Annotated in this window: 12 protein-coding genes; all 12 read right to left on the bottom strand. The window is 47.8% G+C overall.

The genetic code is table 11. The features are described from left to right. Positions 1–219: 219 nt before the first annotated feature. On the bottom strand, positions 220–888 hold the full coding sequence (locus tag FDW97_RS04310; RefSeq protein ID WP_087856805.1) for a hypothetical protein: 669 nt from the start codon (positions 886–888) through the stop codon (positions 220–222). Between the two features lie 88 nt (positions 889–976). Beyond that, the gene (locus FDW97_RS04305; RefSeq protein ID WP_087856806.1) at positions 977–3040 is read right to left on the bottom strand and encodes a lipase family protein; all 2064 of its coding nucleotides are present in this window, start codon (positions 3038–3040) and stop codon (positions 977–979) included. A 5-nt stretch (positions 3041–3045) separates the two neighbouring features. After that, positions 3046–5580: a type VI secretion system Vgr family protein gene (locus tag FDW97_RS04300; protein ID WP_137350695.1), complete on the bottom strand. Its 2535-nt coding sequence runs from the start codon at positions 5578–5580 to the stop codon at positions 3046–3048. Positions 5581–5634: 54 nt separating this feature from the next. Continuing rightward, on the bottom strand, positions 5635–6036 hold the full coding sequence (locus FDW97_RS04295; RefSeq protein ID WP_137350694.1) for a hypothetical protein: 402 nt from the start codon (positions 6034–6036) through the stop codon (positions 5635–5637). Positions 6037–6042: 6 nt separating this feature from the next. Beyond that, a complete protein-coding gene (locus tag FDW97_RS04290; protein WP_121529540.1) occupies positions 6043–6735 on the bottom strand; it encodes a hypothetical protein in 693 nt (230 codons plus the stop codon). After that, positions 6728–9352, bottom strand: a complete 2625-nt coding sequence (gene tssH / locus FDW97_RS04285; protein WP_137350693.1) for a type VI secretion system ATPase TssH — start codon at positions 9350–9352, stop codon at positions 6728–6730. The genes FDW97_RS04290 and tssH overlap by 8 nt, the downstream gene beginning before the upstream one ends. Before the next feature lie 161 nt (positions 9353–9513). After that, entirely contained in the window at positions 9514–10005 is a 492-nt protein-coding gene (gene tssD, locus FDW97_RS04280; protein ID WP_003024437.1) for a type VI secretion system tube protein TssD, read from the bottom strand. A gap of 17 nt (positions 10006–10022) precedes the next feature. Further along, entirely contained in the window at positions 10023–11687 is a 1665-nt protein-coding gene (locus FDW97_RS04275) for an OmpA family protein (RefSeq protein WP_137350692.1), read from the bottom strand. 3 nt (positions 11688–11690) lie between these two features. Next, positions 11691–12332 carry a type VI secretion system protein TssL, short form gene (gene tssL / locus FDW97_RS04270; RefSeq protein WP_087856812.1) on the bottom strand — a complete coding sequence of 214 codons (642 nt, stop codon included), beginning with the start codon at positions 12330–12332 and terminating at the stop codon, positions 11691–11693. A gap of 5 nt (positions 12333–12337) precedes the next feature. Next, positions 12338–13675 carry a type VI secretion system baseplate subunit TssK gene (gene tssK / locus FDW97_RS04265; protein WP_137350691.1) on the bottom strand — a complete coding sequence of 446 codons (1338 nt, stop codon included), beginning with the start codon at positions 13673–13675 and terminating at the stop codon, positions 12338–12340. 23 nt (positions 13676–13698) lie between these two features. Beyond that, positions 13699–15228, bottom strand: coding sequence for a type VI secretion system contractile sheath large subunit (gene tssC, locus FDW97_RS04260; RefSeq protein WP_137350690.1), 1530 nt, complete (start codon positions 15226–15228; stop codon positions 13699–13701). A 65-nt stretch (positions 15229–15293) separates the two neighbouring features. Continuing rightward, a complete protein-coding gene (tssB, locus tag FDW97_RS04255) occupies positions 15294–15791 on the bottom strand; it encodes a type VI secretion system contractile sheath small subunit (protein ID WP_085048740.1) in 498 nt (165 codons plus the stop codon). Positions 15792–16057: the final 266 nt, after the last annotated feature.

The raw sequence follows: 16057 nt of genomic DNA, 5'->3' as shown, positions 1-16057 counted from the left end.
AAGAAACTGCCGTCACATCCGGACAGCAGTAGACAGAGTAGGGGAATAAACAAGAGTGTGTCATATCCCGTCTTTGTATAGCTGTGTTGATTTCTGATAAAAAACATATTTTGTTTCCATCATCCGGGGCTAGCCGGAATAGCTACATTATATATTCCGATGGCTCGATATAATTAATCAAGGATTATTAGTAATAATCGTCCCCGACCGAGCGTGGTGTCAGTCACCTGATTGTTGACGTTCATTACTTATTTTCTGAAGCCGGTCGAAACTGGGAAATGCGTTACCATATTCAACATAACCATCTGGATAAACCAACTTAACCTCTTGGTCATGCTTCAATGTAAAGGGTTCTATTAATATGACCATCCTATCAGGATGAATGACTGGTCTAAATAGAACGCGTTCAACATTATTATTGAATCGATAAGAATAAAAATAAACACGTCCTGTGAAAGATAAATCAATATAATTCCCAACCAGATGATTTTCTGTTTTAAAAGGATAAAAAACCTCATCAATAACCTGAGTCTTTCTGGGCTGGAATTCTGTTAGACCATTCGTTGCTCGCGGGTAATGCTCATCAAACACAAACGTGATTCTTTTAGAAATTGTTTTATCAATACCCTCAAGAATTTCGCTCCCCTTTTTATACTTTAGTTTAAATTCAACATTACTCAGTTTCCAGTCACAGTACCAGCCCTTTTCCACCGGCACCGTGACGCTATAAATATTACTGTTCTTTTCCCGCTCCGGTTCATAGGTAGTGACACTGGAATCATCTTCGTAGTGTTTTTTAAAATCACCATCACGCCGGGTACGCTGGCATTTATGTGAACGGTAGGTTACGGAGAACCACGGTTTCTCAAGAAGGTCCGGCGTATCCATTGCTATAGTGACCTTTCTGACATCAGATGAAAAGAAACTGCCGTCACATCCGGAAAGAACCAAGAATAGTAAAGGAGACAAGAGAAGCTTAGAGTTCTTCATCCTCATTAGCGAATGTTTTAAATCGCAATAGCGCATTTTTCCCGCCCTCCACAGATTCTGATATTAATAATGTGCCTGACATTTCTTCTTGCATTTTACTAAAAAGTAAATTCCTCTGTCTTTCATTCTCACAGACCGTTACCGGACCTTTGTAAGGTTCAATACGGTTAATAAACCTTTCTCTCTTTCTTTTTCTCTGCATTTCTCTGCCTGGATCGCATAATTCTAGCAACTGATTATTTAAGAATGGGATATATTTATCCCCCATCAGGTGATGCATCGGGTTAATAAATGAATCCTGGTCCGGGTTAGCGTTCGGAGGAAACAGCCTGGTGTATTGAGACTGGAGTTTCTCGGCCTGAGAATATGCTCCTGAGTCTAATGCCGGAACAAGATAGAACTTGCTGCTGTCATACAGTGCTTTAACATATTGTGTCTTTCTGTAGACCCCTCCATCGCTATCTAAAGTAGGCCCCATACAGGTATAGTGCTGTTCCGCTCTGAAGAAAACTACCACATTGCCATGATGTAAAAAACACTCGCTGTCAGCCACAACCTTTGAATAAGCCCACTGCGTTAATGACGTAATAAAGCCAAAAAAAGTACCAAAATAGTCATACAAATCGTTATCCAGCTTCGCTTCCGGCGGAACAAAGGTGACCATATCGGCGTCATTGACATGCCGGTAATGCACTATCTCCGCCATATTCTTTATGGCACTGACGGTAAACGTTCTGGGCATTCCATAGGTATAAAGGATTGGATTCCACGCTTTTAGCTCTGTGGCATAAATCAGAGATAGTGCACCACCTAAGCTGTGACCGCAGATATATAATGATTTGTAACTACCCCATTTATTCTTCAGGCTCAAAAGTAAATACTTAAACTCGTCATCAAAAACATATTTCGCAATACTGAACGCATCCCAAAAGCCTTTATGGACAAACCCCTCTGGCAGCAGTTGTTGAGGCACTTTGCTATCATCTATCCGGGTACTGGTCACTATGGGTCTGAACGTAAAATCACTTAACCAGTCCTGAAATTCCTGTGAACCACGCCAGCCCACGATCACATCATCATCACCATAGATATAAAATATTTGCGTATCGGCAAACTCCATACATTTATTATCTTCTGTAAAAAAAACCTCCCCCTCGCTCTGAGGGGTATCTTTTAGCAATTCTGCGGTATCGAGAAATACAGCACCTTTGTAACTCTTGCTAAAAGGTACATCAATAACGACGGGATAAAACAATTGACGACCATTTCCAAGATTAGGAATCGATGATAGATCCATGAAGCCATTAAAGAATTTGAAGAAATCTTCGCTATTTGAATAGGTCAAATTAGCCATCAATCCCTGATTATAAGCATTCACTATTGAATAATTTTTGGTATTATGCAGCAATAAGTTCCACGATCTAAACGGACAAATTTCCACTAATACTCTGGCATTAAAATGAAGTGCCGCAATTTTCAGCCCAGAAAACTCAGGGTCGGGAAAATGATATTCTGGATACTGAGCTAACTTATGTAACTCCTGGTATTGTCTTTCTTGCTCATCTTGATATTCATTTGAATCCCCCTCCTTTTCCCATACATATTTGTTATGTTGTTTATACTGTTCATCCCACCAGGGCATGGCGGGTGCTTTGTCGCAAAGATTACCGATAACAACGTGATAGATAATACATCCCGTCTCTTCATCAATTCCGAATCCATTCATTTTTCTAGTTTCGGAGCTCATTCTTTGTTCAGTGTTTAGCGGGCGCTGTTCCATTTCATCAGCCAATGGCTGGGCTTGAATCTTTAGGATCAGTGTGCAACGGGGAATTTCTTCAATACGAATAATACCATTCGCATCACTTACCCCATGATAAGAAGCTGGTTTTTCACCTCTATGCGTGGGATCGTTATCTGCCATATAAGGCATATTCGCTACGGGTTTTCTTTGTTCATCAATAAGCTGTATTTCGATCCAATTTTTCTTTTGTTCTGGCGCAGTTGCACTGCCAAACTCACCAGAATTTGAGGTTTTGGTTTCACTCACAGGGATTATTCCTTATCACTGGTTTTACTGTCCGGAAACTCAATTTTTACGGAGGAGGGTATTGCTGTGTATACTGGTATCGTCTGACCATTCTCATCTGATATCCCTTCATATACATCACCTTCAGCAGTCGTCATTCGATAACTAACATCAGGCATTATTTCTCCGGTCTTTTCACTAGTGATTGTGAAACCACCTTTATAACCTCGAGGCAGATCCTCTACTGGAGTATTCAAACTTGTAGCCCCTAATTTCTGCACATTCATTGACTTCAGCAGGATATTATTCGGACATCCCAGTTCGATATTCCCCTCTTTCAACCGGATATACGCCCCACCACAGCTCAGCAAAAGCTCCTCGCTCGCATTCACGGTGATTTTCCCCTCTGTGCTGCTTACCGTAATATCATTCTTCGCAGTCATGCCCATTTCATCGTCCTGGGCCTGAATATCCACTTTTCCCTTTGCCGCATACAGCTGCATCCCCTGTCCCTGCGCATACAGGCTTACCGTATCGCTCGCCGCCACCGTAAATGATCTGCCAGTACTAATATCCGTATTGTGCGCCGACATTATTCCCACGCTGTCCGTTCCCGAGGACACCCGTACGGCCTTCGCACTCATCATCCCTACACCCGCTGGCGCATGCAGAATAAGCCCCGGCTGAGCCAGTTCCTCCAGCGCATCATTGAGCGTCTGCTGGCTCGCTGTGTCTCCCGCCGTTGCCTTTGCCGTCTCCGCTGACCGCTGCAGACTCCTTGCCAGTGACAGCGCCTGCTCAAGCTGACGTATCACACATTCCATCTCCAGCATCCGGTCCACGGCTTCCGCCTGCATCTCTGCCGTTATCAGAACCCCTTTACCGCCGCGTACCGCCACCCAGTCGTCGGTGCGCAGCTCTGCCCCCTCTCCCCGCAGCGCACGCTGTGCATCCACGTTATGCCCCAGATTAAGCTGCGTCTTCCCGCCGTACTCGGTACTGAGCTTGACGTGCTCCTCACCCCGTTTGTCCTCCATGCGCAGCTTGTTGTTCGCAGGCGTGCGGATGACGTTGCGGGTATGGTTTGCCTGTGTCACGTGGTCAGGATGCCGGGAGTCATGTAGCACATGGGCGATATAGGGCCGGTCCGGGTCACCTTCATGGAACGCCACCGCCACTTCTGTGCCCTGTATCAGCGGGAAGTGAATACCGTAGGTGTCGCCACCGTAGGGTTTGGCAAGGCGTACTGGCATACTTTCGTAGCCCTGCTGTTTCGCATCGCGGTCCGCATCAAACTTAACCCAATAAAGCCCGCTCTGATTTAAATGAGCATATTCATCATTCTTTTTCGGGCTTGAAACACGTGCCATTAGCGTGCCGCTAATCACTGGCCGCGGTTTGAGTGGAGGTCTCCAACAGCGCGTTTCACTGTAAATGGTCGCCATCAACACCACTTGTAGCGCTTCCTTTCGGCTTGCGCTGAATGAAACCGCCGTAACCAGCAAGCTGTTACGCACACTGGCAGGAAGCGTTGGGACAGGTGTCGATTCCGTAATATTCAGGACCTGAGCCGGGCGGAGGCTCACATCGGTTGATAATCCAGTGATTGTCGCTTGTGAGGAGAGATAACGTTCATGTTCCAGTCGCGCCCAATAATTCCCTGTCTCAGGCGCCGGCGAAACCTGATCACCCGTTTCAAGATGGCGTGGGCGATAGTGGTAAACATCCCCGTAAGTCACCCCGTCACCTTCACCGTAAGTCATATCGGCTTGTGCTGAAAATAATATTTTCTGAGCCTGGCGATGGTTATAATCCCCGGCTGTAACCGATGCCTGCACCGTAGACTCTTGGAACTGAATATCCCAGACTGAGTCGACTCCATTGTCATTCATTCCGGAGGGACTATTCAGCGGTAATGTTTTACAAAACTCCCATGCGCTTTGTTTGTCAGCAAAATAGATCACCTCTGTGCCAGCATCAGGCTGAAGCCGGAAGAAGAAGAATATTCCAACTTCAGAGAGCAGGCGTTCAATAAAAACCAGATCGCTCTCCTGATACTGATTAATTTGCTCTCTTTTGGGATATTCCATTACCAAATCAAAATTATATTCCCAGTCTTTTAAACTATGCTCCTGTAAAACTTGAGTAACCACTTCAGGAACTGACATATTAATAAAGAAACGGTGTGTGCGAAATTGGTTTTTCAGCAACGCGATAAACGGTTCAATGATTATCTGATAGATAGCCTGGTCTTTTGAACCACTGATACGATGGAAAGATGTCACAATACCATGTACGATTTTGCGGGCAGTTAACTCACTTAACTCCCCCATTCCCATAGTCAATGTCGTTGATTTTCTGAGTATTGATTCGACCGCAATATCATTATCCTGGCTGGAAAAATGTACTACGTATCGATACAGCGAACTCATTTCCTCTGTACCATTAAAGTTAATAACATCCAGTACAGACTTGCATGAAGGGATATACAATTGATAACGATTCAGCGTATTTTCAGATATAAATGACATTCCACCGCCAAGTGATTCATCCATTCCCATATATTTAACACCTATAAATTTATAAAGAGCCGCTTCCAGAACAAAAACTTACCCTCACCGCATTGTTTTTATTAAACTGACCAAATCTTTTCTCTTGTTAGTGACAATAGAAAAAGTAAATCGATGATTATCATTTGATATCCAAAGTTCTTCTCTTCCATTATCACTATAATCATAAAGATGAAAGCCAAGACCTGTTAGATAATTACGAATAATTCCCACATCACCACCGTGAAAAATAACAAGATTTGTTTCCCGTGTACTTCCATCAGGAGAAATATATTCAAAGCGATAATTGTTTGATATCCTTGGAGCCTGCTTGATATCAACGTCAGTATAGAAATAGTAGTCAAAAAGATCGCTTTCCCGATATTCTAATTTATCTGGCCAGGGTATTAACAGCGGTGACAAGAAAATCAAAGCAATCGTCACCAGTATTATTTTATAGTAGCTCATTATCATTCACCTCGACAAAAATGAATAATAACCGCCATCCCCGGTGATAATTTCTACCCGACCAGAAGTGAAATCACTCCACGGTTGCACCCATGTCATAAATGAAGGCAGGCGCCCTTTATAAGGTTTATGGACAGCACAGTTATCCTGGGGGTCTGGAAACAGTAATGGTAAAAATCCTTTATTCTTATAATTGCCTATCGGCCCATAAAAATCCCATCTACTCAGTGCCCGCTCTTTACTGACTAAGCTCAGTCTTGACGGGTAGTCTGAGGGAAGGATTGCCCGGTAGAAGCCTAAAAGATCGGAGGTAAGATCCTCTCCGCTAAACCCACTGTCGGTATACCAACTAAAACACCAATTAGATTGCAAACGTTCAAACAAGCGCGCCGTCATCATCATCATGGCTAACGCAACGCTGTTTTTCTCACATGTAGATAAACCTTGTTTGATACGCCACTTAACAAACTTTCCTGTCCCAAACTGGCGATGATATACAAACATCTTTTGGCTATAGGTGACATCATAATAACCATCACGACTTGATTCACCTCGTTTTATATCTAACAGTAGGTTTTTAATATCACTTCCCTGTGCATGGCCTATATCTATCCATCCCAATATTTCGCTGTAAACAAGCCCTGTTTTACGATCCAAGGTCCACTCGGAAGGTTCAATAATATCGTCACGTTTACTCATCATTAAACTCCAGCATCATTCCCTCTTCATCATTCCAACTTAGAGTGAGTTGCTGAGGTTTTTGCTGCCGGGAAAGATACGTTAACAACTGCTGACTGAGCACAGGTAAGATTTGTTGATTCAGCAGACTATCAATATTCCTCGCTCCCGTATCCGGTAGCAGGCAAGCGGCGGTCAGGGCATCAAAAAGGTTCTCGGATATTATTGTGGTGATGCCGTAGTGACGCAGTAATCGCTGGCTAACCTGCTCCAGTTTCATCTGTACAATCGTACGTAACGCAGATTCACTGAGCGGATGGTAGATAATTGTCTGGAAGCGGGCCAGCAGCGCCGGCTGGAAATGATCGCGCAACAGTGGGCGCAGCAGTTCGTGCAACTCTGACTCTGTGGTTTCCGGTTGCTCTTCCAGCAGTTGCATCACTGCGTCGCCGCCAAGATTGGAAGTCATCAAAATAACGGTATTGCGAAAATCAATTTCACGACCTTCGCCGTCACGCATGAAACCACGGTCAAATACCTGGTAAAACAGGTTCATGACGTCGCGATGCGCTTTTTCTACTTCATCCAGTAGTACCACGCTATAGGGGCGTTTTCGCACCGCTTCGGTCAGGATCCCTCCCTGTCCATAACCCACGTATCCCGGAGGTGAGCCCTTTAGCTGGCTCACGGTATGCGGCTCCTGATACTCAGACAGATTAATCGTGATCAGCGATTTTTCACCGCCAAAGAGAATGTCAGCCAGGGCCAGCGCAGTCTCTGTTTTGCCGGTTCCGCTTGGCCCGGTAAGCAGAAACACGCCCTGTGGGCCATTTTCCGGCGTAAGCCCTGTTTTTGATGCCCGCAACCGCTGTGCGATTGTATTCAGCGCGTAATCCTGCCCGATAACGCGGTTTCCCATCTGGGTTTCAAGCGTCAACAAATCCGCCTGGGAATCCTTCATTAATGAAGACAAAGGTACACCGGTCCAGTCAGCTATCACCGTAGCAACGGTGCGCGCGTCTACATCCGGAAACAGTAACGGATGACCCTGCTGAAGCACACTAAGCTGCTGCTGTAATTCAACCGTTTCCGCCTGACGAGAAATATCACGGCGGCTGGCCAGCAGTTGCTCAGTGAGCGTTAATTCCTGGCCGTACTGGGTTTCGCGTTCATCCAGTTCGACAAGCAGACGATTTTCCCGCTGTTCAATACTGGCCAGCCTTTCACCATGCTGGCCATTTCCTACCGCGAGGTCTGCAAGCAATGCCTGCTTTTCAATTTCAAGCGCGGTGATCTCCGACTTCAAACGCGTCAGTGGTTCAGGAACGGTATCAAGGCTCATCCGCACTCTTGCACCTGCGGTATCCAGCAGATCGACGGCTTTGTCGGGTAATTGCCGCCCGGTAAGATAGCGGCGAGAGAGCGTAACGGCGGCTTTAACTGCTTCGTCGGTAATGTGAACGCCATGATGTTCTGCATAGCGTGATTTCAGACCACGCAGCATTAAACAGGCAGTGTCATCATCCGGCTCATCAACTTTAACCATCTGAAAACGCCGCTCCAGCGCAGCATCACGCTCAAAATACTGTTTATATTCGCTCCATGTGGTTGCCGCGATGGTTCGTAGTTCACCTCTGGCCAGAGCGGGTTTTAGCAGGTTGGCTGCGTCTGCGCCCCCCGCCTGATTACCAGCCCCGATGATGGTATGGGCTTCATCAATAAAGAGCAGAACAGGCGTTGGCGATTGCTGAACGGCATCAATGATATTTTTTAACCGCTGCTCAAACTCACCTTTCACTCCAGCACCGGCTTGTAACAGCCCAAGATCCAGCGTGCGTAGCGTTACTGATTTCAGGCTATCAGGCACATTACCTTCAGCAATACGCAGCGCCAGCCCCTCCACCAGAGCGGTCTTGCCGACGCCAGGTTCCCCGACCAGAATGGGATTATTTTTTCGCCGACGGGACAGCACATCCACCATTTGCCGGATTTCATTATCGCGACCAAATATCGGGTCGATATCGCCTGCACGCGCTTTCGCGGTCACATCCAGCGTAAATTTATCGAGCACGCCTTGTAATGCTGGCGACAACGTCGACTGAGCCAGTCCTGGACGCACTTCGTCATCTGGGGAAACCTGCATCAGAGCGGCTTCTTGCTGCCTTTCCGGACGTTCATCCGACTGGACATTTAATAGCGGCAGAAGCCGTTCCAGTTGAATATGTCCGGCGCTCAAAAGAGGCCACAGGCCGTCACACTGCAATAGTGAAGGCTTTCCTACCAGCGCCATCAGCAGATGTACGCCACGTATCTGCGAATTTTCATCCGTTGCGGCACACAGCCACGCTTGTTGCATTAAAGAAAGGAGCGCATCAGACAACTGCGGGCGACTTTTCACGGAACGAGGCTGAACATCCAGATGCGCCAGCAGTGACTGCCAGAGATTGTCGATATCCCATTCATAACGACGAGCAATGACCGTAATATCGCCCTCTCCCTGCTCCAGCAGCTTTAGTAACCAGTGTTCGGGTGTGATTTCTGCATGCGCGCGCGTCTGGCATAACGATGCCGCTGCTTCAAGCGCCTGAGCACAATAGGGGTTGAGACGTCGTAATAACACTGCTGACTGGTGTTCCATTTGCTTCCTGACTCCCTGTATTCAGGCACGCTACCGCCCGTGGCCGTAATCCAATGCCCATAAGGTAATAGTGATGTTGATACTCTCTGCTGAACCCCGCCCGGGACGCTCAGCAGAGGGCATAAAAAAAACGGATGAGGAAATCCTCATCCGTTAGTGCATTACGCGGTGGTACGCTCGTTCCAGGCGTCAGAATGGATGATGTTGCCATCCTTATAGGTCCAGACGATCTTCTCGTAGCGCAGTTCAATCTGTTCCAGGTGGTTATGCTTCTCTTTAGCGGGATCTTTAATGTCGTACATCACCGGGTTTACTTTCACCACTTTCACGTTGTGCAGTGTGGTGTTGAAGTATTCCACTTCCTGACCCGCATCATTGATGCGATACCATTTGAACTCTGCCTGACGCAGGGTCTGACCGGTGGTTACAGCCTTGTACAGATACGGGCTGGAGGCATCGATTTCCTTAGTGAAAAGGAACGGGGTATGGATGCGCGTCCCGGTCAACTTACCGGTGTTGTTATCCGTAGGGATGTACAGATTATGTTCCTGGGCCACGACTTCGATACTGCCCACACGGTCTTTCACATCAACAGAGCCTTTAATATCCGCGCCGCCGTCGTCTTTCAGCCAAAGGTAGACTGGAATTGCCATAACTCTTTCTCCATTTTTTACTTCGCTAATGCGTCACCGCCTTGCGGTGACGGTTCCTTCATGCCCGGTACCTGACAGGCATCAGCCTGCGGTACCAGACTGATCTCTACACGGCGGTTAGCTGCCCGCCCCTCAGGCGTATCGTTGCTTTTGTAGGGACGTAATTCGCCATAGCCCTGAACGGCAAAACAGCTCTCCGCAACATCGCCGGTATCGCGCATCCAGTCGCGAACAGATTCCGCACGTTTGAGAGAAAGCTGCTGATTAGATTTATCGTCACCCACATCATCGGTATGTCCGGCGATGACGATCAGCCAACCGGGTTTAGCTTTGATATTGACCAAAGCCCTAATGAGTACTTTTGTTGAACCGGCTTTTAACGCCCATTTGCCCGTATCAAACAGCGACATACTGTCCAGACGTACGGTTTGCGGGGAGGTCACTTTCGGTTTTTCAGGTGGTAGCCAGTCGCTGATGACGGCCAGCAAAGGCGGGATCAATCTCATCCCCTGATACAATCCCATTGAAAGAGAAAGGGGTTCACCTCGCTGATACCAGCGATCCAGCCGCTGCGCATCCCGACGAAGTTGATCCTGAGCCTGAATCTTTGGCTCGACAGGATTACCGCTAAGATGGCGGTATACCGTCAAATGATCGTTGGTGATCCTGATGAGATGTTGGTTATTGATAAAGCTGCATGTCATTGCCAGCCCGACAAAAAGGCCGCACAGAAGACCACTTACGCCCACCGCTCGTTGAAAAGCAGTCAGCGCCCGGCGGTGGGATAAAAAAGGCAATGCTAAATCAGGAAAAGGCAACTGTACGGGCGCTGCTGACGCGGCTGGAGGAAGCGTTGTTTGAGCCGTGATATGCCGTTGCCACAGATTATTTTCGCAGACCGCCAATGAGGTGAAACACACTACCCGTAAAGCAGAGAAAAGAGGCGGAGCATGGCGCTCGGTGTCGCCTTGTACCTTCTGCAGCCATCCCAGTAAATTATCTAACCACACTGCATGTGTAAGATGAAAATGACGAGCCGGGCGCTCTTGCGAAGAGAAAGCCGCAAAGTCGTCTAATCCCGTAGCCGACTGCACTTCCGCATCCTGAGGCGTACGAATAAACCAACGTACACTCTCATTGCACTGAGGAGAATTCAGCCAACAGCACAGCCAAAACGGCGGTATACCTGATAACCAACGCCGGCTTTGGGCCACCACACGCCGCCAGCTGAGCAGCATGTGCTTAAGCGCGCCTTCATCATTATGCCGTTCTGGAGCCAAGGCCAGCATCACGGAAACGCGCATAAGAAGCCCCGGACGCTGCGTAGCTAACTGACGAACCAGAGCAATATAATGCTCCGGGGACTGGACAGATAAATACCAGCCCTGTGAACTCTCGCAAGAATCGCCGCGTCCGGCAAACAAGGGATCATTATCGCCACACACCAGCACAACAGGCCCACTGAAACTCTCCGGAGGGAGCGGAACTTCATGAGCAGAATGAGCAGACTTCAACCGACCATACTGACGCCAGGCATAAACCATCCCTGGAATGAAAAGCAGTAAAATAAAGACGGTAAGCCCACTCCTTACACCCGCACTTAACGGACTAAATCCCCAGACCAGCAACAAAGCCAGCACGGCCGCCAGCACAGAGTTAACGATCCCTCGCAACTGAGCCATGCCTTATCCCTGCCCAATAAGCTGAGCTACCTGCCCTTGTAAGACATGAGAAAATGTCAGCCACAGGGCACCCAACGCCAGCGCACCGACAATCCATGCCAACCACCAGCGGCGCTTACCGCCTGAGAATCCAGAGGCCAGCATGATAACTGGGGCATCGTGCTTTAACTTAAAAGGCATCGCCTGAGTCGCCAGCGCTTCAAGAACATCTTCACGACGCTCGTCACCTTGCTCACGATAGCGCCCAACAAAACCGAGCGTGATTGCACGATAAAAGCAGGTTAATACGGCAGTATCAGGAACGGACTCGCGCAGGACGGTACGGATGCGCTCCCAGAGCTCTTCTCCTGCATTGGTCGTGTTGAAATAGCGGGCCTGTAAAGGGGTCGCAAGCCAGGTGGTATAACCGCTATCCTGCCGATTGCGGTTCAACACGCTTTCATCCAGTAACGCACATTGCGTGTAGAGCATGTGCTCAACGCTGTGTTCGCTGTACCCCATCTCGCGCAATGCCTCACGCGCAGAATCAACCCATTGACAGGCCTGGCGATAAAAAGCAGCCCCATCATCGACTTCCGCCCCGCCACGTAACTGGCTGACAGCAAGCCAGGTTGGCCAAAACACCTGATCAATATCCTTATTCATTTATTTCAATCCCTTAAGACCGCGAAAAGCTCAAGTTGAATCTCTCCCAACGTTCCCGGCACATAGAAAGCGCAATTACCGGCATCCAGCATGGCCTGGGCTGCTGGATGATTAATCTCAAGAGCAAAGTATTGATTTTCCAGTCGTAACGGGATGGCTGCGGGTACATGCGTTAGCGGTTTTAAAGGAATACCACTCAGTGCCACATTGACGACATCAGAGACATCTGCCCGGCTCCCTGCTTTACAGAGCTGTGGGAATTGCGTAAGGAGGACATGCGCAGGAAGATCCGAGCGAACGGAAAGGTAAAAATCAGCGCCTTCACGCAGTCGGGCATCCGACAAAGCGCCATACCAGAACTGTCGCTCTTGCGTCAGTTCAATAGCGACAACGCGAGATGGCAGGCTGGCTTCCAGCAGTTCCACCAAAAGCACAAACAGCGGAGGGAATACCTGCTGCGGATTTGCGTGCTGGTATGGAGGTACAACGCTGACATCATGGTCTAATGAAAAAGTCAGCAGGCTGCCTGCTAACCGCGCCAGCTCACGCCACAAAAGTTCGGGGTGACGGCCTGGGTTTTGCAGCATTTCTTTCAGAACAGGCTCTGAGCTATTAAGCGCATTCAGCAGCCAAAACAACGAAACATCAGCTACCGCAAAATCCGCCATTCGTTCATTACTTTCTCGGCGCAAGGCCATCAGGCGGCGACAACGAGCCTGGATACGATGCACCAAATCACTAAGCGAATTGATTAATGAGGGGCTGGCTGAGAGTGAAAGCGCTGGGGGTAAAAAATCACGTCCCAGCTCCCATTGCCCCTGAGCATTACGAATAAGGCAAGCTACCGGACAAGTCAGGTAAGCGCTGTTATCGTCATGGCTATACCGGAGGGTGATAGCATGCCGCAGCACTGCCATATCAGTTCTTTCCTGACCTGAGAGATCCTGTACTGGCAGCCATTCCTGCTGCCAACGACACGGACGGCTAACGCCGTTACCTGATGAAAGATTACCGCCATTAGCCGAAAGCAGCGGCAACGCCAGCACGATCTCAACACTGCTGTAACCAGTAAGATGCGATAAATCACACGCCGGAGGCAGGTTATCTGAAATACCTGTATCCACTAACGTGCCGTCAGGAAAGCGCACAACCAGATTAACGGGATTCAAACGGGAAACCGTTAGCGCACTTTCATCAAACTCCGCGCTGATGACACCCCACGGTGATGAAAGTGACATGTGAGCAACAACGTCAGCGACATAGGCATCCCAACGTGTCTGTTGCTGAAACTGCTGGGGAGCCAGAAAGGCCCCCTCGCTCCATAACGGACGATAGATCTTCATCGCACCTCCTGTGCGCTGCGTCGTTAAGATTTCGACTTAGGCATTTGTGAAACTAACGACAAGCTGACGTCCATACCTTCAACCTGGAAATGCGGAATGGCATACAGGCGTACACAGAAGAAACCGGGATTATCCTCAATATCCTCCACCACGACACGCCCATCACGCAGCGGGTGTGATGCCTGCAAATCATCGCCAGGATCGGTCATTTCGGTTACCAGACTGCGCAACCAATTATTAAGCTCAAGCTCAAGCAGGCGGCGATCTTTGGTCGTACCAATATTTTCTCGCTGCAGTATTTTCAGGTAATGTGCAATACGAGAAAGCAGGAAGATATACGGCAAACGAGAGTTAATCCGACTGTTAGCCGTCGCTTCCGGCGTATCATACTGCGCAGGTTTCTGAGCCGAGTTAGCGGAGAAGAAGCAGGCGTAATCACGATTCTTGTAATAAGAAAGCGGAATAAAACCAAGGTTGGCGAATTCAAACTCCCGGGTTTCCGGAATCATCACCTCAGATGGAATCTTCACCTGATTACCCGTACCCAGATCGTACAAATGGATAGGCAAGTCTTTAACTGCGCCGCCCGCCTGCGGCCCACGGATCTGGACGCACCAGCCATTCTTGATAAAACTTTTCACCATGTTCACAGCGAAAGAGAAAGATGCGCTGGTCCAAAGATATTTTTCGTGATCCGGCCCCTTCACCTCTTCAACATAGTTAAAGCTACGTACCGGCACGGTATCAGGACCATACGGCAGACGACCCAATACACGCGGCATAGTCAGCCCGATGTAGCGTGAATCGTCGCTATCACGAAATGCTTTCCACTTGATGTATTCAGCACGTTCGAAATAATCATTGATGTCTTTTATGGCCGCGACTTCTTCCATATTTTCTTTCAGGAAAAATTTCGGCCCAACGGCACCAATAAACGGCATATGACAGGCTGCCGACACGCCAGAAATATTGCGCAGCAGTGCAATATCCTGCGGGCTGTTATCAAATTCGTACGCTGAAATCATTGCCGCAATGGGTTCGCCGCCAGGCTGATCATATTCTTCAATATAAACATGGCGGTATAACCCGCTCTGGATAAGCTCCGGCGCATCGTCAAAATCATCACGTAACGCATCCTTGCTGATATCCATCATTTCTACCCGGACATTGCGACGAAAATCGATGCCGGTGATCATCGAATGTAAACCGCGCCAGAGCGATTCTTGTTTCTGAAACTCAGCATGATGCATAACTTCATTAACCTGATCGCTAATCTGCTTATCAAGACGAGCAATTTGTTCATCAAGCAGCGTTTTATCCAGGCGCTCTACTGGCTGTGCCGCGTCCGCCAGACATGAGACCAGAACCTGAATAGCGGCGGTCACGCGTTCAGCCGGAGCGGCATCAGAAAGCGCTTCATCGCTCTGCCACGCATCTACATTTTTTAATGCCGAAACTGGGGAAAGATTAATTTTGTCAAAGAGGGATTGATAAACGCTGCGTTCACTGGTCGTAGTGGCCGCGACTGAAGAGGTATGTTCCTGAACAGACATCAACATATTCCTTTTATGGTCCTTTACTATTCCTGCCAATTAAGCGGAGGAAACCCTGTATAGCGTTAAATCTCTTCTGGCATCATGGTTGCCAGTTCATTACGCAGTTCCTGACTCAGGGCTGGATCCTTTAGGATGGTTTCCAGCTCGCGGCGAAAAGCAGCGTTATCGAGTAAGTTAGATTTCAGGTCACGAAGTAAGTTACGCATAGCCAACAGAACGCGTAATTGTGGGATATTTCTGGCTACCTGCTCAGGCTCAAAATCGCGGATATTTTTAAAGGTAAGATTAATATCGTCATTTCTATCATCGCCAGCTAACGTATTTTTAACACTCAGATTAACCACTGGTGAGAACTTAGCTAACACATCATTGAAATTATTTTTATTAATATCAACCTTTTCGCGTTCCGATAGTGGTCGTTGTTCTCTACCATTACTGAAATCACCCACGGTTAAAAGTTTTAACGGCAATTCAACTTTTTTCTGAACGCCTCCGGTATGTAAATCTAACTTGATATTAACGCGTGCCGTTGGCACTTCATTCTGAAAACTGTCACCCATACGTCCCTCTCAGACCGGCGATTCCTGCCGATGTTTTGCGTTTCCTAACAGAGCATTTTCCAATCGCTCAACGAGTCTCATACAACGTCATTTTTGTGGGCAGCCAATAACGACTGTTAATGACAATTAATGATTATAATTAGTATAGCGACGTAATCCGATATATTATCCAAGTGAAAACATGATCAATATCACCAATCAACCAAATAACACATTATAATTATTTATTTAAAAAAGAGATCAAGAAGCTCTTTATCTAATACAAG

The sequence above is a fragment of the Citrobacter sp. wls708 genome (genome assembly GCF_005281255.1).
In the GTDB taxonomy this organism is placed as follows: domain Bacteria; phylum Pseudomonadota; class Gammaproteobacteria; order Enterobacterales; family Enterobacteriaceae; genus Citrobacter; species Citrobacter werkmanii.
Note: the sequence above shows the minus strand (reverse complement) of the source record. Positions and strands in the feature narration are given on the sequence as shown.